Source organism: Ramlibacter sp. JJN2-2R (assembly GCF_057747835.1).
The window spans coordinates 3,343,352-3,360,763 of the sequence record NZ_CM173226.1 but is presented as its reverse complement, the minus strand read 5'-3'; the positions used below and the strand labels follow the sequence as shown (position 1 = coordinate 3,360,763).

General features: G+C 71.6%; 19 protein-coding genes. 16 read left to right on the top strand and 3 right to left on the bottom strand.

What is annotated here, in order from left to right; translation table 11 throughout:
* Position 1: 1 nt before the first annotated feature.
* Positions 2–1,255, top strand: coding sequence for a heme biosynthesis HemY N-terminal domain-containing protein (locus AC3ANR_RS16290; protein WP_488289153.1), 1,254 nt, complete (start codon positions 2–4; stop codon positions 1,253–1,255).
* A gap of 123 nt (positions 1,256–1,378) precedes the next feature.
* Here AC3ANR_RS16290 and AC3ANR_RS16285 read toward each other — a convergent pair whose 3' ends face one another.
* A complete protein-coding gene (locus AC3ANR_RS16285; RefSeq protein WP_488289152.1) occupies positions 1,379–4,366 on the bottom strand; it encodes an Rne/Rng family ribonuclease in 2,988 nt (995 codons plus the stop codon).
* 512 nt (positions 4,367–4,878) lie between these two features.
* On the opposite strand from AC3ANR_RS16285, the gene AC3ANR_RS16280 reads away from it, so the two are divergent.
* From AC3ANR_RS16280 to AC3ANR_RS16265, 4 genes are read left to right on the top strand one after another with little or no spacing between them, the layout of a single operon-like run.
* Positions 4,879–5,886: an RluA family pseudouridine synthase gene (locus AC3ANR_RS16280; protein ID WP_488289151.1), complete on the top strand. Its 1,008-nt coding sequence runs from the start codon at positions 4,879–4,881 to the stop codon at positions 5,884–5,886.
* On the top strand, positions 5,858–6,526 hold the full coding sequence (locus AC3ANR_RS16275) for an HAD family hydrolase (protein WP_488289150.1): 669 nt from the start codon (positions 5,858–5,860) through the stop codon (positions 6,524–6,526). The genes AC3ANR_RS16280 and AC3ANR_RS16275 overlap by 29 nt, the downstream gene beginning before the upstream one ends.
* 8 nt (positions 6,527–6,534) lie before the next feature.
* Positions 6,535–6,897, top strand: a complete 363-nt coding sequence (locus AC3ANR_RS16270) for a Rieske (2Fe-2S) protein (protein WP_488289149.1) — start codon at positions 6,535–6,537, stop codon at positions 6,895–6,897.
* A gap of 1 nt (position 6,898) precedes the next feature.
* Positions 6,899–7,897, top strand: a complete 999-nt coding sequence (locus AC3ANR_RS16265; protein WP_488289148.1) for a S49 family peptidase — start codon at positions 6,899–6,901, stop codon at positions 7,895–7,897.
* Here AC3ANR_RS16265 and AC3ANR_RS16260 read toward each other — a convergent pair.
* Both AC3ANR_RS16260 and AC3ANR_RS16255 read right to left on the bottom strand, forming a co-directional pair.
* Complete coding sequence (locus tag AC3ANR_RS16260; RefSeq protein WP_488289147.1) at positions 7,894–8,655, bottom strand: SAM-dependent methyltransferase; 762 nt, start codon at positions 8,653–8,655, stop codon at positions 7,894–7,896. The genes AC3ANR_RS16265 and AC3ANR_RS16260 overlap by 4 nt on opposite strands.
* On the bottom strand, positions 8,655–9,236 hold the full coding sequence (locus AC3ANR_RS16255) for a Maf family nucleotide pyrophosphatase (RefSeq protein ID WP_488289146.1): 582 nt from the start codon (positions 9,234–9,236) through the stop codon (positions 8,655–8,657). Before AC3ANR_RS16255 ends, AC3ANR_RS16260 begins: the two co-directional genes overlap by 1 nt.
* A 26-nt stretch (positions 9,237–9,262) precedes the next feature.
* Between AC3ANR_RS16255 and AC3ANR_RS16250 the strand changes: the two genes are divergently transcribed.
* The 11 genes from AC3ANR_RS16250 (at position 9,263) to AC3ANR_RS16200 (ending at position 17,363) form a co-directional block, all read left to right on the top strand.
* Positions 9,263–9,805 carry a YceD family protein gene (locus AC3ANR_RS16250; RefSeq protein WP_488289145.1) on the top strand — a complete coding sequence of 181 codons (543 nt, stop codon included), beginning with the start codon at positions 9,263–9,265 and terminating at the stop codon, positions 9,803–9,805.
* A 145-nt stretch (positions 9,806–9,950) separates the two neighbouring features.
* Positions 9,951–10,133 (top strand): 50S ribosomal protein L32, encoded by a 183-nt coding sequence (rpmF, locus tag AC3ANR_RS16245; protein WP_135249669.1) that lies wholly within the window; start codon positions 9,951–9,953, stop codon positions 10,131–10,133.
* 113 nt (positions 10,134–10,246) lie between these two features.
* On the top strand, positions 10,247–11,299 hold the full coding sequence (gene plsX, locus AC3ANR_RS16240; protein ID WP_488289144.1) for a phosphate acyltransferase PlsX: 1,053 nt from the start codon (positions 10,247–10,249) through the stop codon (positions 11,297–11,299).
* A complete protein-coding gene (locus AC3ANR_RS16235) occupies positions 11,296–12,273 on the top strand; it encodes a beta-ketoacyl-ACP synthase III (RefSeq protein WP_488289143.1) in 978 nt (325 codons plus the stop codon). Before plsX ends, AC3ANR_RS16235 begins: the two co-directional genes overlap by 4 nt.
* A gap of 46 nt (positions 12,274–12,319) precedes the next feature.
* Positions 12,320–13,270 carry an ACP S-malonyltransferase gene (fabD, locus tag AC3ANR_RS16230; protein WP_488289142.1) on the top strand — a complete coding sequence of 317 codons (951 nt, stop codon included), beginning with the start codon at positions 12,320–12,322 and terminating at the stop codon, positions 13,268–13,270.
* Positions 13,267–14,010: a 3-oxoacyl-ACP reductase FabG gene (gene fabG / locus AC3ANR_RS16225; RefSeq protein ID WP_488289141.1), complete on the top strand. Its 744-nt coding sequence runs from the start codon at positions 13,267–13,269 to the stop codon at positions 14,008–14,010. The genes fabD and fabG overlap by 4 nt, the downstream gene beginning before the upstream one ends.
* 103 nt (positions 14,011–14,113) lie before the next feature.
* Positions 14,114–14,353, top strand: coding sequence for an acyl carrier protein (gene acpP / locus AC3ANR_RS16220; protein ID WP_458540819.1), 240 nt, complete (start codon positions 14,114–14,116; stop codon positions 14,351–14,353).
* Between the two features lie 7 nt (positions 14,354–14,360).
* Entirely contained in the window at positions 14,361–15,608 is a 1,248-nt protein-coding gene (gene fabF / locus AC3ANR_RS16215; RefSeq protein ID WP_488289140.1) for a beta-ketoacyl-ACP synthase II, read from the top strand.
* A gap of 47 nt (positions 15,609–15,655) precedes the next feature.
* The gene (locus AC3ANR_RS16210; RefSeq protein ID WP_488289139.1) at positions 15,656–16,102 is read left to right on the top strand and encodes a hypothetical protein; all 447 of its coding nucleotides are present in this window, start codon (positions 15,656–15,658) and stop codon (positions 16,100–16,102) included.
* Positions 16,099–16,737: an RNA polymerase sigma factor RpoE gene (gene rpoE, locus AC3ANR_RS16205; RefSeq protein WP_488289138.1), complete on the top strand. Its 639-nt coding sequence runs from the start codon at positions 16,099–16,101 to the stop codon at positions 16,735–16,737. Before AC3ANR_RS16210 ends, rpoE begins: the two co-directional genes overlap by 4 nt.
* A gap of 20 nt (positions 16,738–16,757) precedes the next feature.
* Positions 16,758–17,363: a sigma-E factor negative regulatory protein gene (locus AC3ANR_RS16200; protein ID WP_488289137.1), complete on the top strand. Its 606-nt coding sequence runs from the start codon at positions 16,758–16,760 to the stop codon at positions 17,361–17,363.
* Positions 17,364–17,412 lie beyond the last annotated feature (49 nt).

Below are 17,412 nucleotides of genomic sequence, written 5' to 3'. Positions count from 1 at the left end.
AATGCGTGCCGCCCTCTGGCTGCTGGCCCTGTTCGGGATCGCCGTCGCCGTCGCCCTGTTCGCCGGCAACAACCAGGGGACGGTGACGGTGTTCTGGCCGCCGTACCGCGTCGACCTGTCGCTCAACCTCGTGCTGCTGCTGCTGGTGGCGGCCTTCCTGCTGCTGCACAGCGCGTTGCGGGCGCTGTCGGCGCTGTTCGACCTGCCGCGGCAGGCGCTGCGCTGGCGCAACCAGCAGAAGGAGCGCGGCATGCACGCGCTGCTGCTGGACGCGCTGTCGCACCTGCTGGCCGGCCGCTACATCCGGGCCCGCAAGTCGGCCGAGGCGGCGCTCGTGCAGGAGGCGTCGCTGGCCGCCAGCGGCGCCGGCCCCGCCAACGGCACGCAGCTGCGCATGCTGGCCCACCTGCTGGCCGCCGAGAGCGCCCAGGCATTGCAGGACCGCCCGGCCCGCGAGGACCACCTGAAGCTCGCCCTCGAGCAGGCCGGGGCGCGCGAGGGCCAGGAAACGCATGAAGGCGCGCTGATGCGCGCCGCCCGCTGGTCGCTCGAGGACCGCGAGCCGCAGGCCGCCATCGGCTGGCTGCAGGACCTGCCGACGGGCGCGGGCCGGCGCACGCTGGCCCTGCGCATGAAGCTGCGGGCGGCACGCCTGGCGCGGCACACCGCCGAGGCGCTCGAGACGGCGCGGCTGCTGGCCAAGCACCGCGCCTTCTCGTCCGAGGCGGCGCAGAGCCTGGTGCGCGGGCTGGCGATCGACCTGCTCAACGGGGCGCACGATCCCGCGCAGCTGCAGAAGGCCTGGTCCACGCTCGAGCCCGCCGAACGCGCGATGCCGGAGCTGGCCATCCACGCCGCGCAGCGGCTCGTCGCCCTGGGCGGCGACGCGCAGCTCGCGCGCGACTGGCTGCTGCCGGCATGGGAGCGCCAGCCGCAGCTGTCCGACAGCCTCAAGATCAAGCTGGTGCACGCGTTCGAGCAGGGCCTGGATTCGATCGACGCTGCCTGGCTGGCGCGCATCGAGGCGGCGCAGCGGGCCAATCCGCGCGACATGACGCTGCAGTACCTGGCCGGCATGGCGTGCATGAAGCGCCAGCTGTGGGGCAAGGCGCAGCAGCTCTTGCGGCAGGCGGCGCAGGGGCTGCAGGATGCGCGGCTGCACCGCGACGCCTGCCGGGCGCTGGCCCAGCTGGCCGAGCAGCGCGGCGACCAGGAAGCCGCCGCGGCGGCCTGGCGCCAGGCGGCGCAGGACTGAAGCGGCGGGCGGATCGGAAGAGGGCGGCGCCGCACACAGGCCGTCGGCCAAAGAAAAAGGGGAGCGCTGGCTCCCCTTTTTCTTGCCTGAATCGCGGGAGCAGGGCTCCCGCGCCGTCTCACGTCACTGCAGCGGTGCGCCGGTCGCGCCCTGCTCGAACGGCAGCTTCAGGTCGCGCAGGTCGCGGCGCGTTTCGACCAGCACCAGCGGGCCCTCGTCGGGCACCACCAGCGGCGGACGCTCGCGCGGCACGCGCACCGGCTTGGGCTCGGCCGCGATGGCCGCCTGCACGGCCGCGATCTTGCCGGCATCCGAGTTGACCCACTGCAGGCCCGAGCCGTTGGCGATCTGCGCCAGGCTGTCGACCGGCAGTTCGTACGCCTGCACCTTGGGCAGGCCCTTGGCCGCGGGCGCCTGCACGGCGATCGGCGCGACCACCGGCGCGGGAGCCGGCACGGGCGCGGGCGCGCCCTCGTTGCTCGCGGTCACGGTGTCGTCGCTCACGAAGCCCGTGGCGTAGCGCGGACGGCGCTCGGCCGGCTCCGCGGCGGCTTCGGCCGCAGCCTCGACCGGCGCGCCTTCGGCACCGGCGGCGGCTTCGTCGCGGCCGGAACGGTCGCGGCGATCGCGGCCGTAGCGGTCACGCGAGCGGCGGCCTTCCCGGCGGCCTTCGCCGGCCGGTGCGCCTTCGCCCGACTCCGGCGGCGCCACGTCCAGGGCACCGGCGCCGGCCGCGAGTTGCGGCTCGGCCTGGCCCTCGACCACGGCGGCTTCGCTCACGCCCTGCGGGGCCTGCTCGCGCGGGCGACGCTCGCCGCGCTCGCGGCGGCCTTCGCCCTGTTCACCGCGGCCTTCGCCCCGGTCGGCGCGATCGCCACGCTCGGCACGTTCACCGCGCTCACCGCGCTCACCGCGTTCTGCGCGTTCTGCGCGCTCACCGCGCGGCGGGCGCTCGCCGCGCGGCTGACCCGCCTCGGCACCGGCCTGCACGCCTTCGACGCGCTGCGGCTCTTCGCCACGGCGCTCGTCCCTGCGCTCGCGTTGGCCCTGGCCCTGGCGCTCGCCACGGCCCTCGCGCTGTTCACGCGGCTCGCGGTTGTCGCCGCGCTGCTGGGGCCGCTCGCGCCGGCCTTCCTCTCGCTGCGTGTCCGCGGCCTCGCCGGCGGCGGCGCGATCGCGCCGCTGTTCGCCGTCACGCCCGCGGTTGTCGTCGCGGCCACGGCCTTCGCCGCGATTGCGGTCGCGACCCCGGCCGCCACGGCGGCCTTCGCCGCGCTCGCCACGGCCTTCGCGCCGCTCCTCCGCCTTGGCCGGCGTGGCCGCGGTGGCCGCAGCGGCGGCGGGTGCCGGCGCGGCGGTCGGTGCGAGGCCGAACAGGTTCTTGAACCAGGCGACGAACGACGGCTCGGGCGCGGGCGCGGGCGCCGGGGCGGGCGTCGGCGCAGGTGCCGCGGCGCGCGGCGCGGGCTCGGCCACCTTCTCGGGCTTGGGCGGGGCCACCGGCGCCGGCATGTCGGGCAGCACGCCCTTGATCACCGGCTCCTGGCGGTTGGCGCGTTCCTGCGAACGGCGGGTGACCTCGGTCTGCTCCTCGACTTCCTCGGCCATGTGGTAGCTGGCCTTGAGGTTGTCCAGGCGCGGATCGTCGTGCTTCAGGCGCTCGAGCTTGTAGTGCGGCGTGTCCAGGCCCTTGTTGGGGACCAGGATCACGTTGATGCGCTGCTTCAGCTCGATCTTGGTGATCTCGGTGCGCTTCTCGTTCAGCAGGAACGAAGCGACTTCCACCGGGACCTGCACGTGCACCGCGGCCGTGCTGTCCTTCATCGACTCTTCCTGGATGATCCGCAGGATCTGCAGCGCCGAGCTCTCGGTGTCGCGGATGTGGCCGTGGCCGCCGCAACGCGGGCAGGGGATCGACGCGCCTTCGGACAGGGCCGGGCGCAGGCGCTGGCGGCTCATCTCCATCAGGCCGAACTTGCTGATCGTGCCGAACTGCACGCGGGCGCGGTCCTGGCGCAGCGCGTCGCGCAGGCGGTTCTCGACCTCGCGGCGGTTCTTCGACTCCTCCATGTCGATGAAGTCGATGACGATCAGGCCGCCCAGGTCGCGCAGGCGCATCTGGCGCGCCACCTCGTCGGCGGCTTCCAGGTTGGTGCGGGTGGCGGTCTCCTCGATGTCGCCGCCCTTGATGGCGCGCGCCGAGTTGACGTCGATGGACACCAGCGCCTCGGTGTGGTCGATCACGATCACGCCGCCCGAGGGCAGCTTCACCTCGCGGGCATAGGCCGACTCGATCTGGTGCTCGATCTGGAAGCGCGAGAACAGCGGCGCGTCGTCGCGGTAGCGCTTCACGCGCGCCGCATGCTCGGGCATGACGTGCGACATGAACTGCTGGGCCTGATCGTAGATCTCGTCCGTGTCGATCAGGATGTCGCCGATGTCCTGGTTGAAGTAGTCGCGGATGCAGCGGATGACCAGCGACGACTCCTGGTAGATCAGGAACGCGCCCTTGCCGCCCTTGGCGGCGCCGTCGATCGCGTTCCACAGCTTCAGCAGGTAGTTCAGGTCCCACTGCAGCTCGGGCGCGGAGCGGCCGATGCCGGCCGTGCGCGCGATGATGGACATGCCGTTGGGGTACTCCAGCTGGTCCATCGCCTCCTTGAGCTCGGCGCGGTCGTCGCCCTCGATGCGCCGGCTGACGCCGCCGCCGCGCGGGTTGTTGGGCATCAGCACGACGTAGCGGCCGGCCAGCGAGATGAACGTGGTCAGCGCCGCGCCCTTGTTGCCGCGCTCTTCCTTCTCCACCTGGACCAGGAGCTCCTGGCCTTCGCGGATGGCCTCGTTGATGCGGGCCTGGGAGGCCGACACGCCCGGGGCGAAGTACTGCTTGGAGATCTCCTTGAACGGCAGGAAGCCGTGGCGGTCCTCGCCGTAGTCGACGAAGCAGGCCTCCAGGCTGGGCTCGACGCGCGTGACGACGGCCTTGTAGATGTTGCCCTTGCGCTGCTCGCGCCCTTCGATCTCGATTTCGTAGTCGAGGAGCTTCTGCCCGTCGACGATGGCCAGCCGGCGCTCTTCGGCCTGCGTGGCATTGATCAGCATCCGCTTCATTGCGTCACCTTCTTGTTCTCACGTTCATACGACCCGCGGACGGGTCCACGATGCCGTGCGGACGCTGGCGGAAACGAAGAACGGAAGGCGCGCAGGGACGCCGCTGCAGCCCGGGCGGGCTATGTCAGCAGGCGGTGGGGTGGCGCGTGGATGAGGGCGAGGCGGGGGCCGGGGCGCCAGGCCGCAGGGGGAACTGCATCCTGCGGGGCACGCGCGGAATGCCGGGGCGGCCCGAAGCCGATGGCGGTGGGCATCAGCCACCGCCAGCAGGCCAGGAGAAGCGCCATCAGCACGGGAGAGTCTCGCTTTGATCCGCCGCCAGCGCCGAGCTGGCGGCCTTGTATTCCGTTCGGGTTTCGACAAGCGTCGGCTTGGGCGTCCGGACCCGCCATCGCGGCCTCCTTCGGGCTCGCGGACGGGCTGGGACGCCGTCGGCATCGACCTGCCGGCGTGGCCTGTTCGAGCGGCGGGCCTAAAATCCTGCCAAATCAAACACTTACGGCCTCACGCCAGTGAAACGCATTATAGGGGCCGCGGCCGCCGGCACCCAGGGGGCGGTCAAGACCGTCGAGGTCGCAGAGGAATTCGCCGGCCAGCGCCTGGACAACTTCCTGCTGCGCGAGCTCAAGGGCGTGCCGAAGACGCACGTCTACCGCATCATCCGCAGCGGCGAGGTGCGCGTGAACAAGGGCCGCGCGGCGGCCGACACGCGGCTGGGCGCGGGCGACCTGGTGCGGGTGCCGCCGGTGCGGCTGCCCGAGCGGGTGACCGACCCCAGCGCGCGGCCCGCCCCGGCGCGCGAGTTTCCCGTCCTGCTGGAGGACGACCACCTGCTCGCGATCGACAAGCCCGCCGGCGTGGCCGTGCACGGCGGCAGCGGCGTGAGCTTCGGCGTGATCGAGCAGCTGCGGCAGGCCCGGCCCGACGCCCGCTTCCTGGAACTGGTGCACCGGCTCGACCGCGAGACCTCGGGCGTGCTGCTGGTGGCCAAGCGCCGCTCGGCGCTGACCCGGCTGCAGGACCAGTTCCGCGAGCGCGAGACCGGCAAGACCTACCTGGCCCTGGTGGTGGGCGCCTGGCCCGCCAACAAGAAGGTGATCGACCTGCCGCTGCACAAGTACCTGGTCGGCGGCGCCGACGAGGCGGCCGGCGAGCGGCGCGTGAAGGTCGTCGCCAAGGACGACCCGGACGGCATGCGCTCCATCACCCTGGTGAAGGTCGCGCGCCGGCTGGGCGATTACACGCTGCTCGAAGTCACGATCAAGACCGGGCGCACGCACCAGATCCGCGTGCACCTGGCGTCGCAGGGCCACCCCATCGCCGGCGACGACAAGTACGGCGACTTCGAGCTGAACAAGTCCCTGCAGCGGGAGGGCCTCAAGCGCATGTTCCTGCATGCGTGGCGTTTACAGTTCCTGCACCCCGCGTCCGGCGAGACCGTGACGCTGCAGGCCCCGCTCCCCACCGACCTCCAGCAGTTCGCCGATCGCCATGCCCAGCCCCCGTCCGCGCCAGTTTGACCTGATCGCCTTCGACTGGGACGGCACGCTGTACGACTCCACCAAGGTGATCGTGCGCTGCATCCAGAGCGCGGTGGTGGACGTGGGCGGCCGGATGCCGACCGAGCAGGCCGCCGCGTACGTGATCGGCATGAGCCTGGGCCAGGCGCTCGCGCGCGCCGCGCCGGACGTCCCGCCGGAGAAATACCAGGAGCTGGGCGCGCGCTACCGGTTCCATTACCTGCAGCACCAGGACGACCTGAGCCTGTTCGACGGCGTGCTGGCGCTGCTGCACGACCTGAAGGCGCGGCACCACTGGCTCGCGGTGGCGACGGGCAAGTCGCGCCGCGGCCTGGACGAAGTGCTGCGCACCGAGGAACTGCACGGCGTGTTCGACGGCTCGCGCACCGCCGACGAGACGGCCGGCAAGCCGCACCCGCGCATGCTGCACGAGCTGATGCGCGAGTTCGGCACCGAGCCGCAGCGCACGCTGATGATCGGCGACACCACGCACGACCTGGAGATGGCGCGCAACGCCGGCTGCCCGAGCATCGGCGTGAGCTATGGCGCGCACGAGCCGCATGCCTTCCACGAGCACGGCCCGCTGCAGGTCGTGCACTCCGTGCGCGAGCTGCACGACTGGCTGCTGGCGCACGCGTGAGCCGCGCGATGGAAGCGATCGCCCTGTGCCACAGCAAGGACCTCGAGGAGGGCGGCATCGCCGTCCCGTTCGACGTGGTCTATGGCGGGGCGACCTGCCGCGCGTTCGCGGTCCGCTGGGAAGGGCGGCCGCATGCCTACCTCAACCGGTGCGCGCACGTGGCGATGGAGATGGACTGGCAACCCAACCGGTTCTTCGACGACACCGGCCGCTGGTTGCTGTGCGCCACGCACGGGGCCGTCTACCGGCCCGACACCGGCGCGTGCGCGGGCGGACCGTGCCGCGGCGGGCTGGTGAAGATCGCCCTGTCCGAGCGCGACGGAGTGGTGCACTGGCATACTGACTGGAACTTGCAACCCGTGGCCTTCTGACATGAGCGACCCGCTTCTTCCCGGCTCCGCGCCGGCCCCCCGCGACACCCCACCTGCCGCCGAACACCGCGCGGGCTGGGAGCGCGACACGATGGAGCGCCTGGTGTTCGCCACGCTCGCCGAGCAGAGGGCCGCGCGGCGCTGGAAGACCTTCAAGAGCCTGGCCTGGCTCGCCTTCTTCGTCTTCCTCGCGTGGGCCGCGCTGTACCGCGGCGGGCCTTCGGCCAAGACCGACAAGTCGCTGCCGCACACGGCCGTCATCGAGATCAAGGGCGAGATCGCCGACGGCGCCGACGCCAGCGCCGAATTCGTGGTCGCGGCCATGCGCGCGGCCTTCGAGGACGACGGCGCCAAGGGCATCGTGCTGCTGATCAACTCGCCGGGCGGCAGCCCGGTGCAGGCCGGCATCATCAACGACGAGATCCGGCGCCTGCGCGCCAAGTACAACAAGCCCGTCTACACGGTTGTCGAGGAGTCGTGCGCATCCGCCGCGTACTACATCGCCGCGGCCTCCGATCGCATCTTCGTCGACAAGGCCAGCATCGTCGGCAGCATCGGCGTGCTGATGGACGGCTTCGGCTTCGTCGGGCTGATGGAGAAGCTGGGCGTCGAGCGCCGGCTCATGACCGCCGGCGAGAACAAGGGCTTCCTCGATCCGTTCAGCCCGCAGACCGACCGGCAGCGCGTGCATGCGCAGGCCATGCTGGACCAGATCCACCGGCAGTTCATCGATGCGGTCAAGGCCGGCCGCGGCAAGCGGCTCAAGGACACGCCCGAGCTGTTCACCGGCCTGTTCTGGACCGGCCAGCAGGCGGTCGACATGGGCCTGGCGGACCAGCTCGCCAACCTCGACTTCGTGGCGCGCGAAGTGGTCAAGGCCGAGGAACTGGTCGACTACACGCGGCGCGAGAACGTCGCCGAGCGGCTGGCCAAGAAGTTCGGCGCCGCGATGGGCGAGGGCGCCGTGCGCGCCTTCCGCGTGCTGCCGGCGATCCGCTAGAGGCCGGCGCCGAGCAGGAACACGGCCGGCACGTCGGCCGTCACCGGCGCGGCCGTCTTCTTCCAGTCGGCCACCTTGCGGCTGTCGACGCGCGCCTGCGGCAGCGTCATCGCGCTCGCCACGGCGACCCGCGTGTCCGGCCGCAGGGCCTCCAGCAGGGCCTGCCAGAGGGCCGGGTTGCGGTAGGGCGTCTCGATGAACATCTGCGTCTGGCCCGTGCGCACCGCCAGCGCCTCCAGCTCGCGCACCCGCTGCAGGCGCGGGCCGGGCTGCTGCGGCAGGTAGCCGACGAAGGCGAAGTTCTGCCCGTTCAGCCCGCTCGCCGCCAGCGCCAGCACCAGCGACACAGGCCCGACGAGCGGGACGACGGCCAGGCCCAGGTCGTGCGCCGCGCGCACCACCGACGAACCGGGGTCCGCGATCGCCGGCATGCCAGCCTCGCTGACCAGTCCGATGTCGTGGCCGTCGCGCGCGGCGGCCAGCAGCGGGCGCGCATCGAACCCGCCGGCGTGGTCGCCCTTCTTGTGCACCTCGCGCGGCAGTTCCGTGATCGAGAGGGCCTGCAGCGGCTGCGCCAGCGGGTGGCTCTCGTGCACCCGCTTGAGATAGGCCCGCGTCGACTTGGCGTTTTCCGCGATCCAGTGCCCCAGCCGGGCGGCGACCTGCAGCGTGGCCTCGGGCATCACCTGCGACAGCGGTGCCTGTTCGGCGCAGCCGAAGTCCAGCGGTGCCGGCACCAGGTACAGCGTGCCGGCCATCAGGGCATCCGCAGCCCGGCCGCGCGTAGCAGGCGGCAGGTCCGGATCAGGGGCAGGCCCACCAGCGCGGTGGGGTCGTCGCTGTGGATCGCTTCCAGCAGGGCGATGCCCAGCCCTTCGCTGCGGGCGCTGCCCGCGCAGTCGTACGGCTGCTCGGCGCGCAGGTAGGACTCGATCTCGGCGTCGGTGAGCTCCCGAAAGTCCACGCGCACGGGCGCGAGGTCCTGCTGCTCGAAGCCGCTGTCCCGGCACACGACGGCCACGGCGGTCTGGAACACCACGGTGCGCCCGCGCATGCGTCGCAGCTGGTCCGTGGCGCGCGCATGGTCGCCCGGCTTGCCCAGTGGTTCGCCGCCGAGGTCGGCGACTTGGTCGGAGCCGATCACGATGCAGTCCGGGTGCCGTTCGGCCACGGCACGGGCCTTGGCGAGCGCCAGGCGCGCCGCCAGCGCGGCCGGCGCCTCGCCTGGCAGGGGCGTCTCGTCGACATGCGGGGATTCGACGCGGAAATCCAGCCGCAGGCGGCCCAGCAGTTCGCGTCGGTACGGGGAGGTGGAGCCCAGGATGAGCGTGCGCGGCATCGGGCGATTCTCTTACACTGCCTCGCATGAAGAGGCAGTTCAGCGCGCAGCGGCTCGACGTCCGGGCGTTCGCCGAGGATGCGGCCGAGCTGGCCGGGCAGGCGCCGGTGGGCCAGTTCCCGCGGCTCGCGGCCGAGGCCAAGGGATCCGTCGAAGGCCGCGAGGTCACCTGGTCCGCGCACGGCGAGGTGCTCAATGCGGCCCATGTGCGGCCGCAAGTCTGGCTGCACCTGCAGGCCCAGGCGACCCTGCCCATGACGTGCCAGCGTTGCCTCGAGCCGGTGGACGTGCTGCTGGACGTCGACCGCTCGTTCCGCTTCGTGGCCGACGAGGCGACGGCCGCGGCCGAGGACGACGAGGCCGAGGAAGACCTGCTGGCCATGAGCCGGGCGTTCGACCTGCCGGGGCTCATCGAGGACGAGCTGCTGATGGAAGTGCCGGTCGTGCCGCGCCACGCCGTGTGTCCCACGGCCGTCCAGCTGTCGGCGGCCGACCCGGACTTCGAGGAAGCCGCCGAGCCGGAGAACCCGTTCGCGGCCCTGAAGGCGATCAAGACCCGGTCCGGCTGAGCCGGCTGGAGCGGCCTTCGCGGATGCCCTATAATGGAGGGCTTCGCGCCGCCGGACCCGTGCCGGGCGCGCGGTTTCCCACCAACATCGTCAACACCGCCCTGCGCCGATCTCGCGCAGCGCAAGATCCGTCCAGGAGCCCGACATGGCCGTTCAGCAAAACAAGAAGTCCCCCTCCAAGCGGGGCATGCACCGTTCGCACAACGCCCTGACGGTGCCCGGCATCGCCGTGGAACCGACCACCGGCGAAACCCACCTGCGCCACCACATCAGCCCGAACGGGTTCTACCGTGGCCGCAAGGTGCTCAAGACCAAGAACGACGCCTGAGATTCCGATCGCATCGGCAAGAGGCCCGGCGCTGCCGTCCGCAGCTCGGGCTTTTTTTCTGGCCGCGTGCTTCCCGCGGCTGGGGCTGATGGGAAACGCTCTACAGTGACGGCATGACGACTCTCGCGGTGGATTGCATGGGGGGCGACCACGGCCCCCGGGTGACGCTGCCGGCCTGCCGCCGGTTTCTCGACGCGCATCCGGACGCGCGGCTGCTGCTCGTGGGGGCGCCCGAGGCGCTCCAGGGCTTCCAGCACCCGCGCGCCAGCATCGTGGCCGCCACCGAGGTGGTGGCGATGGACGACTCGGTGGAGACGGCCCTGCGGCGCAAGAAGGATTCCTCCATGCGGGTGGCGATCCGGCAGGTCAAGGACGGCCACGCGCAGGCGGCCGTGTCGGCGGGCAACACCGGGGCGCTGATGGCGCTGGCCCGCTACCTGCTCAAGACGGTGGACGGCATCGACCGCCCGGCCATCGCCTACCCGATGCCCAACGCGAAGGGCGGCGCCACGACCGTGCTCGACCTGGGCGCCAACGTCGACTGCACCGAGCACCACCTGCTGCAGTTCGCCGTGATGGGCTCGGCGCTGGTGTCGGCGCTCAAGAACCAGGACCAGCCCACGGTCGGCCTGCTGAACATCGGCGAGGAGATCATTAAGGGCAACGAGGTGATCAAGCGCGCGGGCGAGCTGCTGCGCTCGGCCGCCGCCGCCGGCGACCTGAACTTCCACGGCAATGTCGAGGGCAACGACATCTTCAAGGGCACCACGGACATCGTGGTGTGCGACGGCTTCGTGGGCAACGTGGCGCTCAAGACCAGCGAAGGCCTGGCCAGCATGATCGGCGGCTTCCTGCGCGAGGAGTTCTCGCGCAGCGTGTTCACCAAGCTCGCGGCGCTGCTGGCCGCGCCGGTGCTCAAGGCCTTCAAGGACCGCGTCGACTACCGCCGCTACAACGGCGCCGCGCTGCTCGGCTTGCGGGGACTCGTGTTCAAGAGCCATGGCTCGGCGGACGACTTCGCGTTCAGCCAGGCGCTGGTGCGCGCGTATGATGCGGCCCGGAACAACTTGCTCGATCGCGTCCAGGCCCGCATCGCCCACGCCAGGCCCCTGCTGGTCGGCGCCGCCGGCGACTCCCAGCCGCTGGAGGCGATCGCTTCCGAATGACCCGATATTCGCGCATCACCGGCACGGGCAGCTTCCTGCCGCCGCGCCGTGTGACCAACGACGACCTCGCGGCCGAACTGGCGCAGCGCGGCGTCGAGACCTCCGACGAGTGGATCGTGGAACGCACGGGCATCCGCGCGCGCCACTTCGCCGCGCCGGACGTCACCACCAGCGACCTCGCCCTGCACGCCTCGCGCCACGCGCTCGAGGCGGCCGGCCGCGACGCGTCCGAGATCGACCTGATCGTGGTCGCCACGTCGACCCCCGACATGGTGTTCCCGTCCAGTGCCTGCATCCTGCAGAACAAGCTCGGCATCGCGGGCTGCGCGGCGTTCGACGTGCAGGCGGTGTGCAGCGGCTTCGTCTACGCGCTGACCGTCGCCGACGCGATGATCCGCACCGGCTCGGCCAGCAAGGCGCTGGTCGTCGGCGCCGAGGTGTTCTCGCGCATCCTGGACTTCAACGACCGCACGACCTGCGTGCTGTTCGGCGACGGCGCCGGCGCCGTGGTGCTGGAGGCCTCGGACACCCCGGGCATCCTGGCCAGCGACCTGCACGCGGACGGCAAGCACGTGGGCATCCTGTGCGTGCCCGGCACCGTCGCCGGCGGCAAGGTCCTGGGCGACCCGCTGCTCAAGATGGATGGCCAGGCCGTCTTCAAGCTCGCCATCGGCGTGCTCGAGAGCGCGGCGCGCAAGACGCTGGAGAAGGCCGGCCGCACCGAGGCCGACATCGACTGGCTCATCCCGCACCAGGCCAACATCCGCATCATGCAGGGCACGGCCAAGAAGCTGAAGCTGCCGCTGGACAAGCTCGTCGTCACGGTGGACCAGCACGGCAACACGTCGGCCGCATCGATCCCGCTCGCGCTCGACGCCGCCGTGCGCGGCGGCCAGGTCAAGAAGGGCGACACGCTGATGCTCGAGGGCGTCGGCGGCGGCTTCACCTGGGGCGCGGTGCTGCTGGACTTCTAGCACCCCGGCGCTCGCGCGCCCTCCACCCGATCACACCAGACCCACGATGAAACCGTTTGCCTTCGTCTTTCCGGGGCAGGGCTCGCAGGCCGTCGGCATGCTCGACGCCTGGGGCGACCATCCTGCCGTGACTTCCACGCTGGCCGAAGCCTCCGAGGCGCTCGGCGAGGACATCGGCCGCCTGATCCACGAGGGGCCCAAGGAGGCCCTGGCCCTGACCACCAACACGCAGCCGGTGATGCTGGTCGCAGGCGTCGCCGCCTATCGCGCCTGGCTGGCCGAAGGCGGCGATGCGCCCGCGGTCGTCGCCGGCCATTCGCTGGGCGAGTACACCGCGCTCGTCGCCGCCGGTGCCCTGGCGCTGAAGGACGCCGCGCCGCTGGTGCGCTTTCGCGCGCAGGCGATGCAGGACGCCGTTCCCGTCGGCGCGGGCGCCATGGCGGCCGTGCTCGGCATGGACGCGCAGAAAGTGATCGAGGGCTGCGCCGAGGCGCAGCGCAGCTTCGGCGCCAACACCGACGAGGTGGTGGAGGCCGTGAACTTCAACGATCCGGCCCAGACCGTGATCGCGGGCAGCAAGGCCGCGGTCGACAAGGCCTGCGAGGTGCTCAAGGCCAGCGGCGCCAAGCGCGCGCTGCTGCTGCCCGTGTCGGCGCCGTTCCACTCGAGCCTGATGAAGCCGGCGGCCGACCGCCTGCGCGAGCGCCTGGCGGCCACCGCGGTCGCGGCCCCGCGCATTGCCGTGGTCAACAACATCGAGGCCAAGGCCGAGACCGACCCGGACCGCATCCGCGCGGCCCTGTACGAGCAAGCCTTCGGGCCGGTGCGCTGGGTCGACTGCGTGCGCGCCATCCAGGCGCGCGGCGTCGCGGCCGTGGTCGAGTGCGGCCCCGGCAAGGTGCTGCAGGGGCTTTGCAAGCGCATCGACCCCGCGCTGCAGGCGTCGGCCGTGTACGACCCGGCGACGCTGGCCGAGACCAAGGAGATGCTGGCATGAGCGGACAACTGAAGGGCCAGGTCGCGCTGGTGACCGGCGCCTCGCGCGGCATCGGTGCCGCCATCGCGCAGGAACTGGCGCAGCGCGGCGTGGTCGTGGTCGGCACGGCCACCACCGAGTCCGGCGCCGCCAAGGTGGGCGAGGCGCTCGCCGCGCACGGCGGCCGGGGCGTCTGCCTGGACGTCAACGACGCCGCGGCCGTGGACGCCACCATCGACGGCATCGTCAAGCAGCACGGCGGCCTGCAGATCCTCGTCAACAACGCCGGCATCACGCGCGACATGCTCGCCATGCGGCTCAAGGACGAGGACTGGGACGCGGTGCTGGACACCAACCTGAAGGCGGTCTTCCGGCTCAGCCGGGCCGTGATGCGCACCATGATGAAGCAGCGCTATGGCCGCATCGTCAACATCACCTCGGTGGTGGGCGCCTCCGGCAACCCGGGCCAGGCCAACTACGCGGCCGCCAAGGCCGGCGTCGCCGGCATGTCGCGCGCGCTGGCGCGCGAGCTGGGCAGCCGCGGCATCACCGTCAACTGCGTGGCCCCGGGCTTCATCGAGACCGACATGACCGCCGCGCTGCCCGAAGAGCAGCAGAAGGCGCTGCTGGCGCAGATCCCGCTGGGCCAGTTGGGCCGCCCGTCGGACGTGGCCCATGCCGTCGCGTACCTGGCCTCGCCCGAGGCCGGCTACGTCACCGGCCAGGAACTGCACGTCAACGGCGGCATGTACATGGCGTGAGGCGCCGGAACGCCCCTGCTGCGCCGCGGCGCCGCCCCCCGGGGCGGGAGGGCCCCCGGACGCTAAAATCGCGGATTCATTCACAAACCCTCTGAGGGAACCCATGAGCGATATCGAAGCACGTGTCAAGAAGATCATCGCCGAGCAACTCGGCGTGGAAGAGTCGCAGGTCACCAACGACAAGGCGTTCGTTGCCGACCTGGGCGCGGACTCGCTCGACACGGTGGAGCTGGTGATGGCGCTGGAAGACGAGTTCGGCATCGAGATCCCCGACGAGGACGCGGAGAAGATCACGACGGTGCAGAACGCCATCGACTACGCCAACGCGAACCAGAAGGCCTGAATTCCCCATGTCGTCGCGCCGCCGAGTCGTCGTCACCGGCCTGGGCTGTGTCAGCCCGGTCGGCAACACCGTCGCCGAGTCGTGGTCCAACCTGCTCGCCGGCCGCAGCGGCATCGACCAGATCACGCACTTCGACGCGACCAACCTGGCCTGCAGGTTCGCGGGTGAGGTCAAGGGCTTCAACATCGCCGACTACATCCCCGAGAAGGAAGCCCGGCACATGGACCGGTTCATCCACCTCGGGATGGCCGCGGCCGCGCAGGCGATCGCCGACAGCGGCCTGCCCACGGGCGATGCGCTGGGCGACGAGCTGGCCACCCGCATCGGGGTGAACATCGGCTCCGGCATCGGCGGGCTGCCGATGATCGAGCAGACGCACACCGAGCTCACCACGCGCGGCCCGCGCCGCATCTCGCCGTTCTTCGTGCCGGCCTCGATCATCAACATGATCTCGGGCCACGTGTCGATCAAGTACCGCTTCAAGGGCCCCAACATCGCGGTGGTGACCGCGTGCACCACCGGCCTGCATGCCATCGGCCTGTCGGCCCGCCTGATCGAGGGCGGCGACGCCGACGTCATGGTCGCGGGCGGCGCCGAGGCCACCGTGTCGCCCCTGGGCGTGGGCGGTTTCGCCGCGGCCCGGGCGCTGTCCACCCGCAACGACGATCCCAGGACGGCCTCGCGCCCCTGGGACAAGGACCGCGACGGCTTCGTGCTGGGCGAGGGCGGCGGCGTGCTGGTGCTCGAGGAGTACGAGCATGCCAAGGCGCGCGGGGCGAAGATCTATGCCGAGCTGGCGGGCTTCGCCATGAGCGGCGACGCCTTCCACATGACCGCGCCGGACATCGACGGTCCGCGCCGGGCCATGGTCGGCGCGCTGCGCAACGCCGGCATCAACGCCGACCAGGTCGACTACCTCAACGCGCACGGCACGTCGACGCCGCTGGGCGACCTGAACGAGACGAATGCCGTCAAGGCGGCCCTGGGCGAGCACGCCAGGAAGATCGTCGTCAACTCCACCAAGTCGATGACCGGCCACCTTTTGGGCGGCGCCGGCGGCATCGAGTCGGTGTTCACGGTCAAGGCCATCCACGAGCAGAAGAGCCCGCCGACCATCAACATCTTCAACCAGGATCCCGAGTGCGACCTGGACTACTGCGCCAACACGGCGCGTGACATGAAGATCGACGTCGCGGTGAAGAACAACTTCGGCTTCGGCGGCACCAACGGCACGCTGGTGTTCAAGCGGATCTGAGCTCCGTTCCCGCGACCATGCATGGCGCCCCATCGGTGAGTTACCCGGTGGGGCGTTCTTTCTGGGGCGCCGCCATCCTCGCCTCGCTCTGGGCGGCCGGAGCGGTCGCGTGCCTCGCCTGGCTCGCCTCGGGCGCCAGCGGTTGGCGCGCGGCGCTGGCCGTCGCGGCCGTGCTCGGTGCCGGCCTGGCCGCCGCACTCGGCTGGTGGCGCCACCCCGCCGGCCGGCTCGACTGGGACGGCGCGCGCTGGTCGCTGGTGCAGCAAGGGCCGGGGCAGGGGCAGCCCCCGGCGCAGGATGGCCGCGTGGCCGCGGTGCTCGACCTGCAGCGGGTCCTGCTGGCGCGCTGGTGCGGCGAAGGCGCGGTGCGCTGGCTGTGGATCGAGGAACGCCGCTTCCCCGCCCGCTGGGATGCACTGCGCCGTGCGGTATATTCCCGGCCCGATGCCGACGCGCCGTCCGGGGCCGAGCCGCCGCCATCGGCCACACCATGACCAAGACCCCGCCCCCCGCTCCCGCGCCGTCCGCCCAGGACTCCGACCAGATGCTGGTCGCGCGGACGGTGGCAGGCGACCAGCGGGCCTACGAGCTGCTGGTGCTGAAGTACCAGCGGCGCATCGAGCGCCTGATCGGCCGGATGGTGCGGGACGTGGACCTGGTGGAGGACATCGCGCAGGAGACCTTCATCCGCGCGTACCGCGCCCTGGGGCAGTTCCGGGGCGAAGCGCAGTTCTACACATGGCTGTACCGGATCGCCGTCAACACCGCCAAGAAGGCCCTGGGCGACCTCAAGCGCGACCCGCTGGTCTCGGAATCGGCCCTGCGGGGGGGCGACGACGAGGATGAAACTTCCTCCGTGGAGAACGAACTAACCAGCGCCGAAACGCCGGAAACGGTGCTCGCCGCCAAGGAGATCGCCGCCACCGTGAACTCGGCCATGGAAGCCCTGCCCGAGGAATTGCGGCAGGCGGTCACGCTGCGCGAGATCGAAGGGTTGAGCTACGAAGAGATCGCGGAAGTGATGAATTGCCCCATCGGCACGGTGCGGTCGCGGATCTTCCGCGCCCGCGAAGCCATTTCGGCGAAGGTCAAGCCCCTGCTGGAGAACCAGTCGGGCAAGCGCTGGTGAACAGCCCGCGAGGTGATGCGATGGACGACAGGATGCAAGACAACGAGATGATCTCCGCGCTGGCGGACGGGCAGCTGCAGGGCGAGGCGTTCGCGCGCACCGTGCAGGCCGTGTGCGCGCGCCGCGAGGCGCTGGCCACCTGGCACGCCTACCACGTGATCGGCGACGTGCTGCGCTCGGGCGAGGCCGCGCAGGCGGTGCCCGGGGCCGCCTTCCTCGACCGCCTGAGCGTCCGGCTGGCGCAGGAGCAGTGCCCGCGCCCGGCCGCCGTCGAGGCCGAGGTGGTGCGGGCAGAGTGGGCGACGGGTTCGGCCGCCAATGACGGCTCGCTGCGCTGGAAGATGGTGGCCGGGGTGGCGTCGGTTGCCGCCGTTGCCGCCGTCGGCTGGTCGGTGCTCGGCACCTCGGCGATCGCTCCGGCCGGGCAGCCCGCCCTGGCCCTGGCCACGCCGGCCCCGGCCAGCGCGCCGGCACCGGTGTTCGCCCGCGGCGAAGCGGGCGTGATGATCCGCGACGCCCGGCTCGATGAGCTGCTGGCGGCGCACCGCCAGCTCGGCGGCGCCTCCGCCCTGCAGATGCCCGCCGGCTTCCTGCGCAACGCCACCTTCGAGGGCCCCGCCCGCTAGGCATGACAGCGCTCCCGGTGCCGTTCCGTTCCTCCGCGGGCCGTTGGCT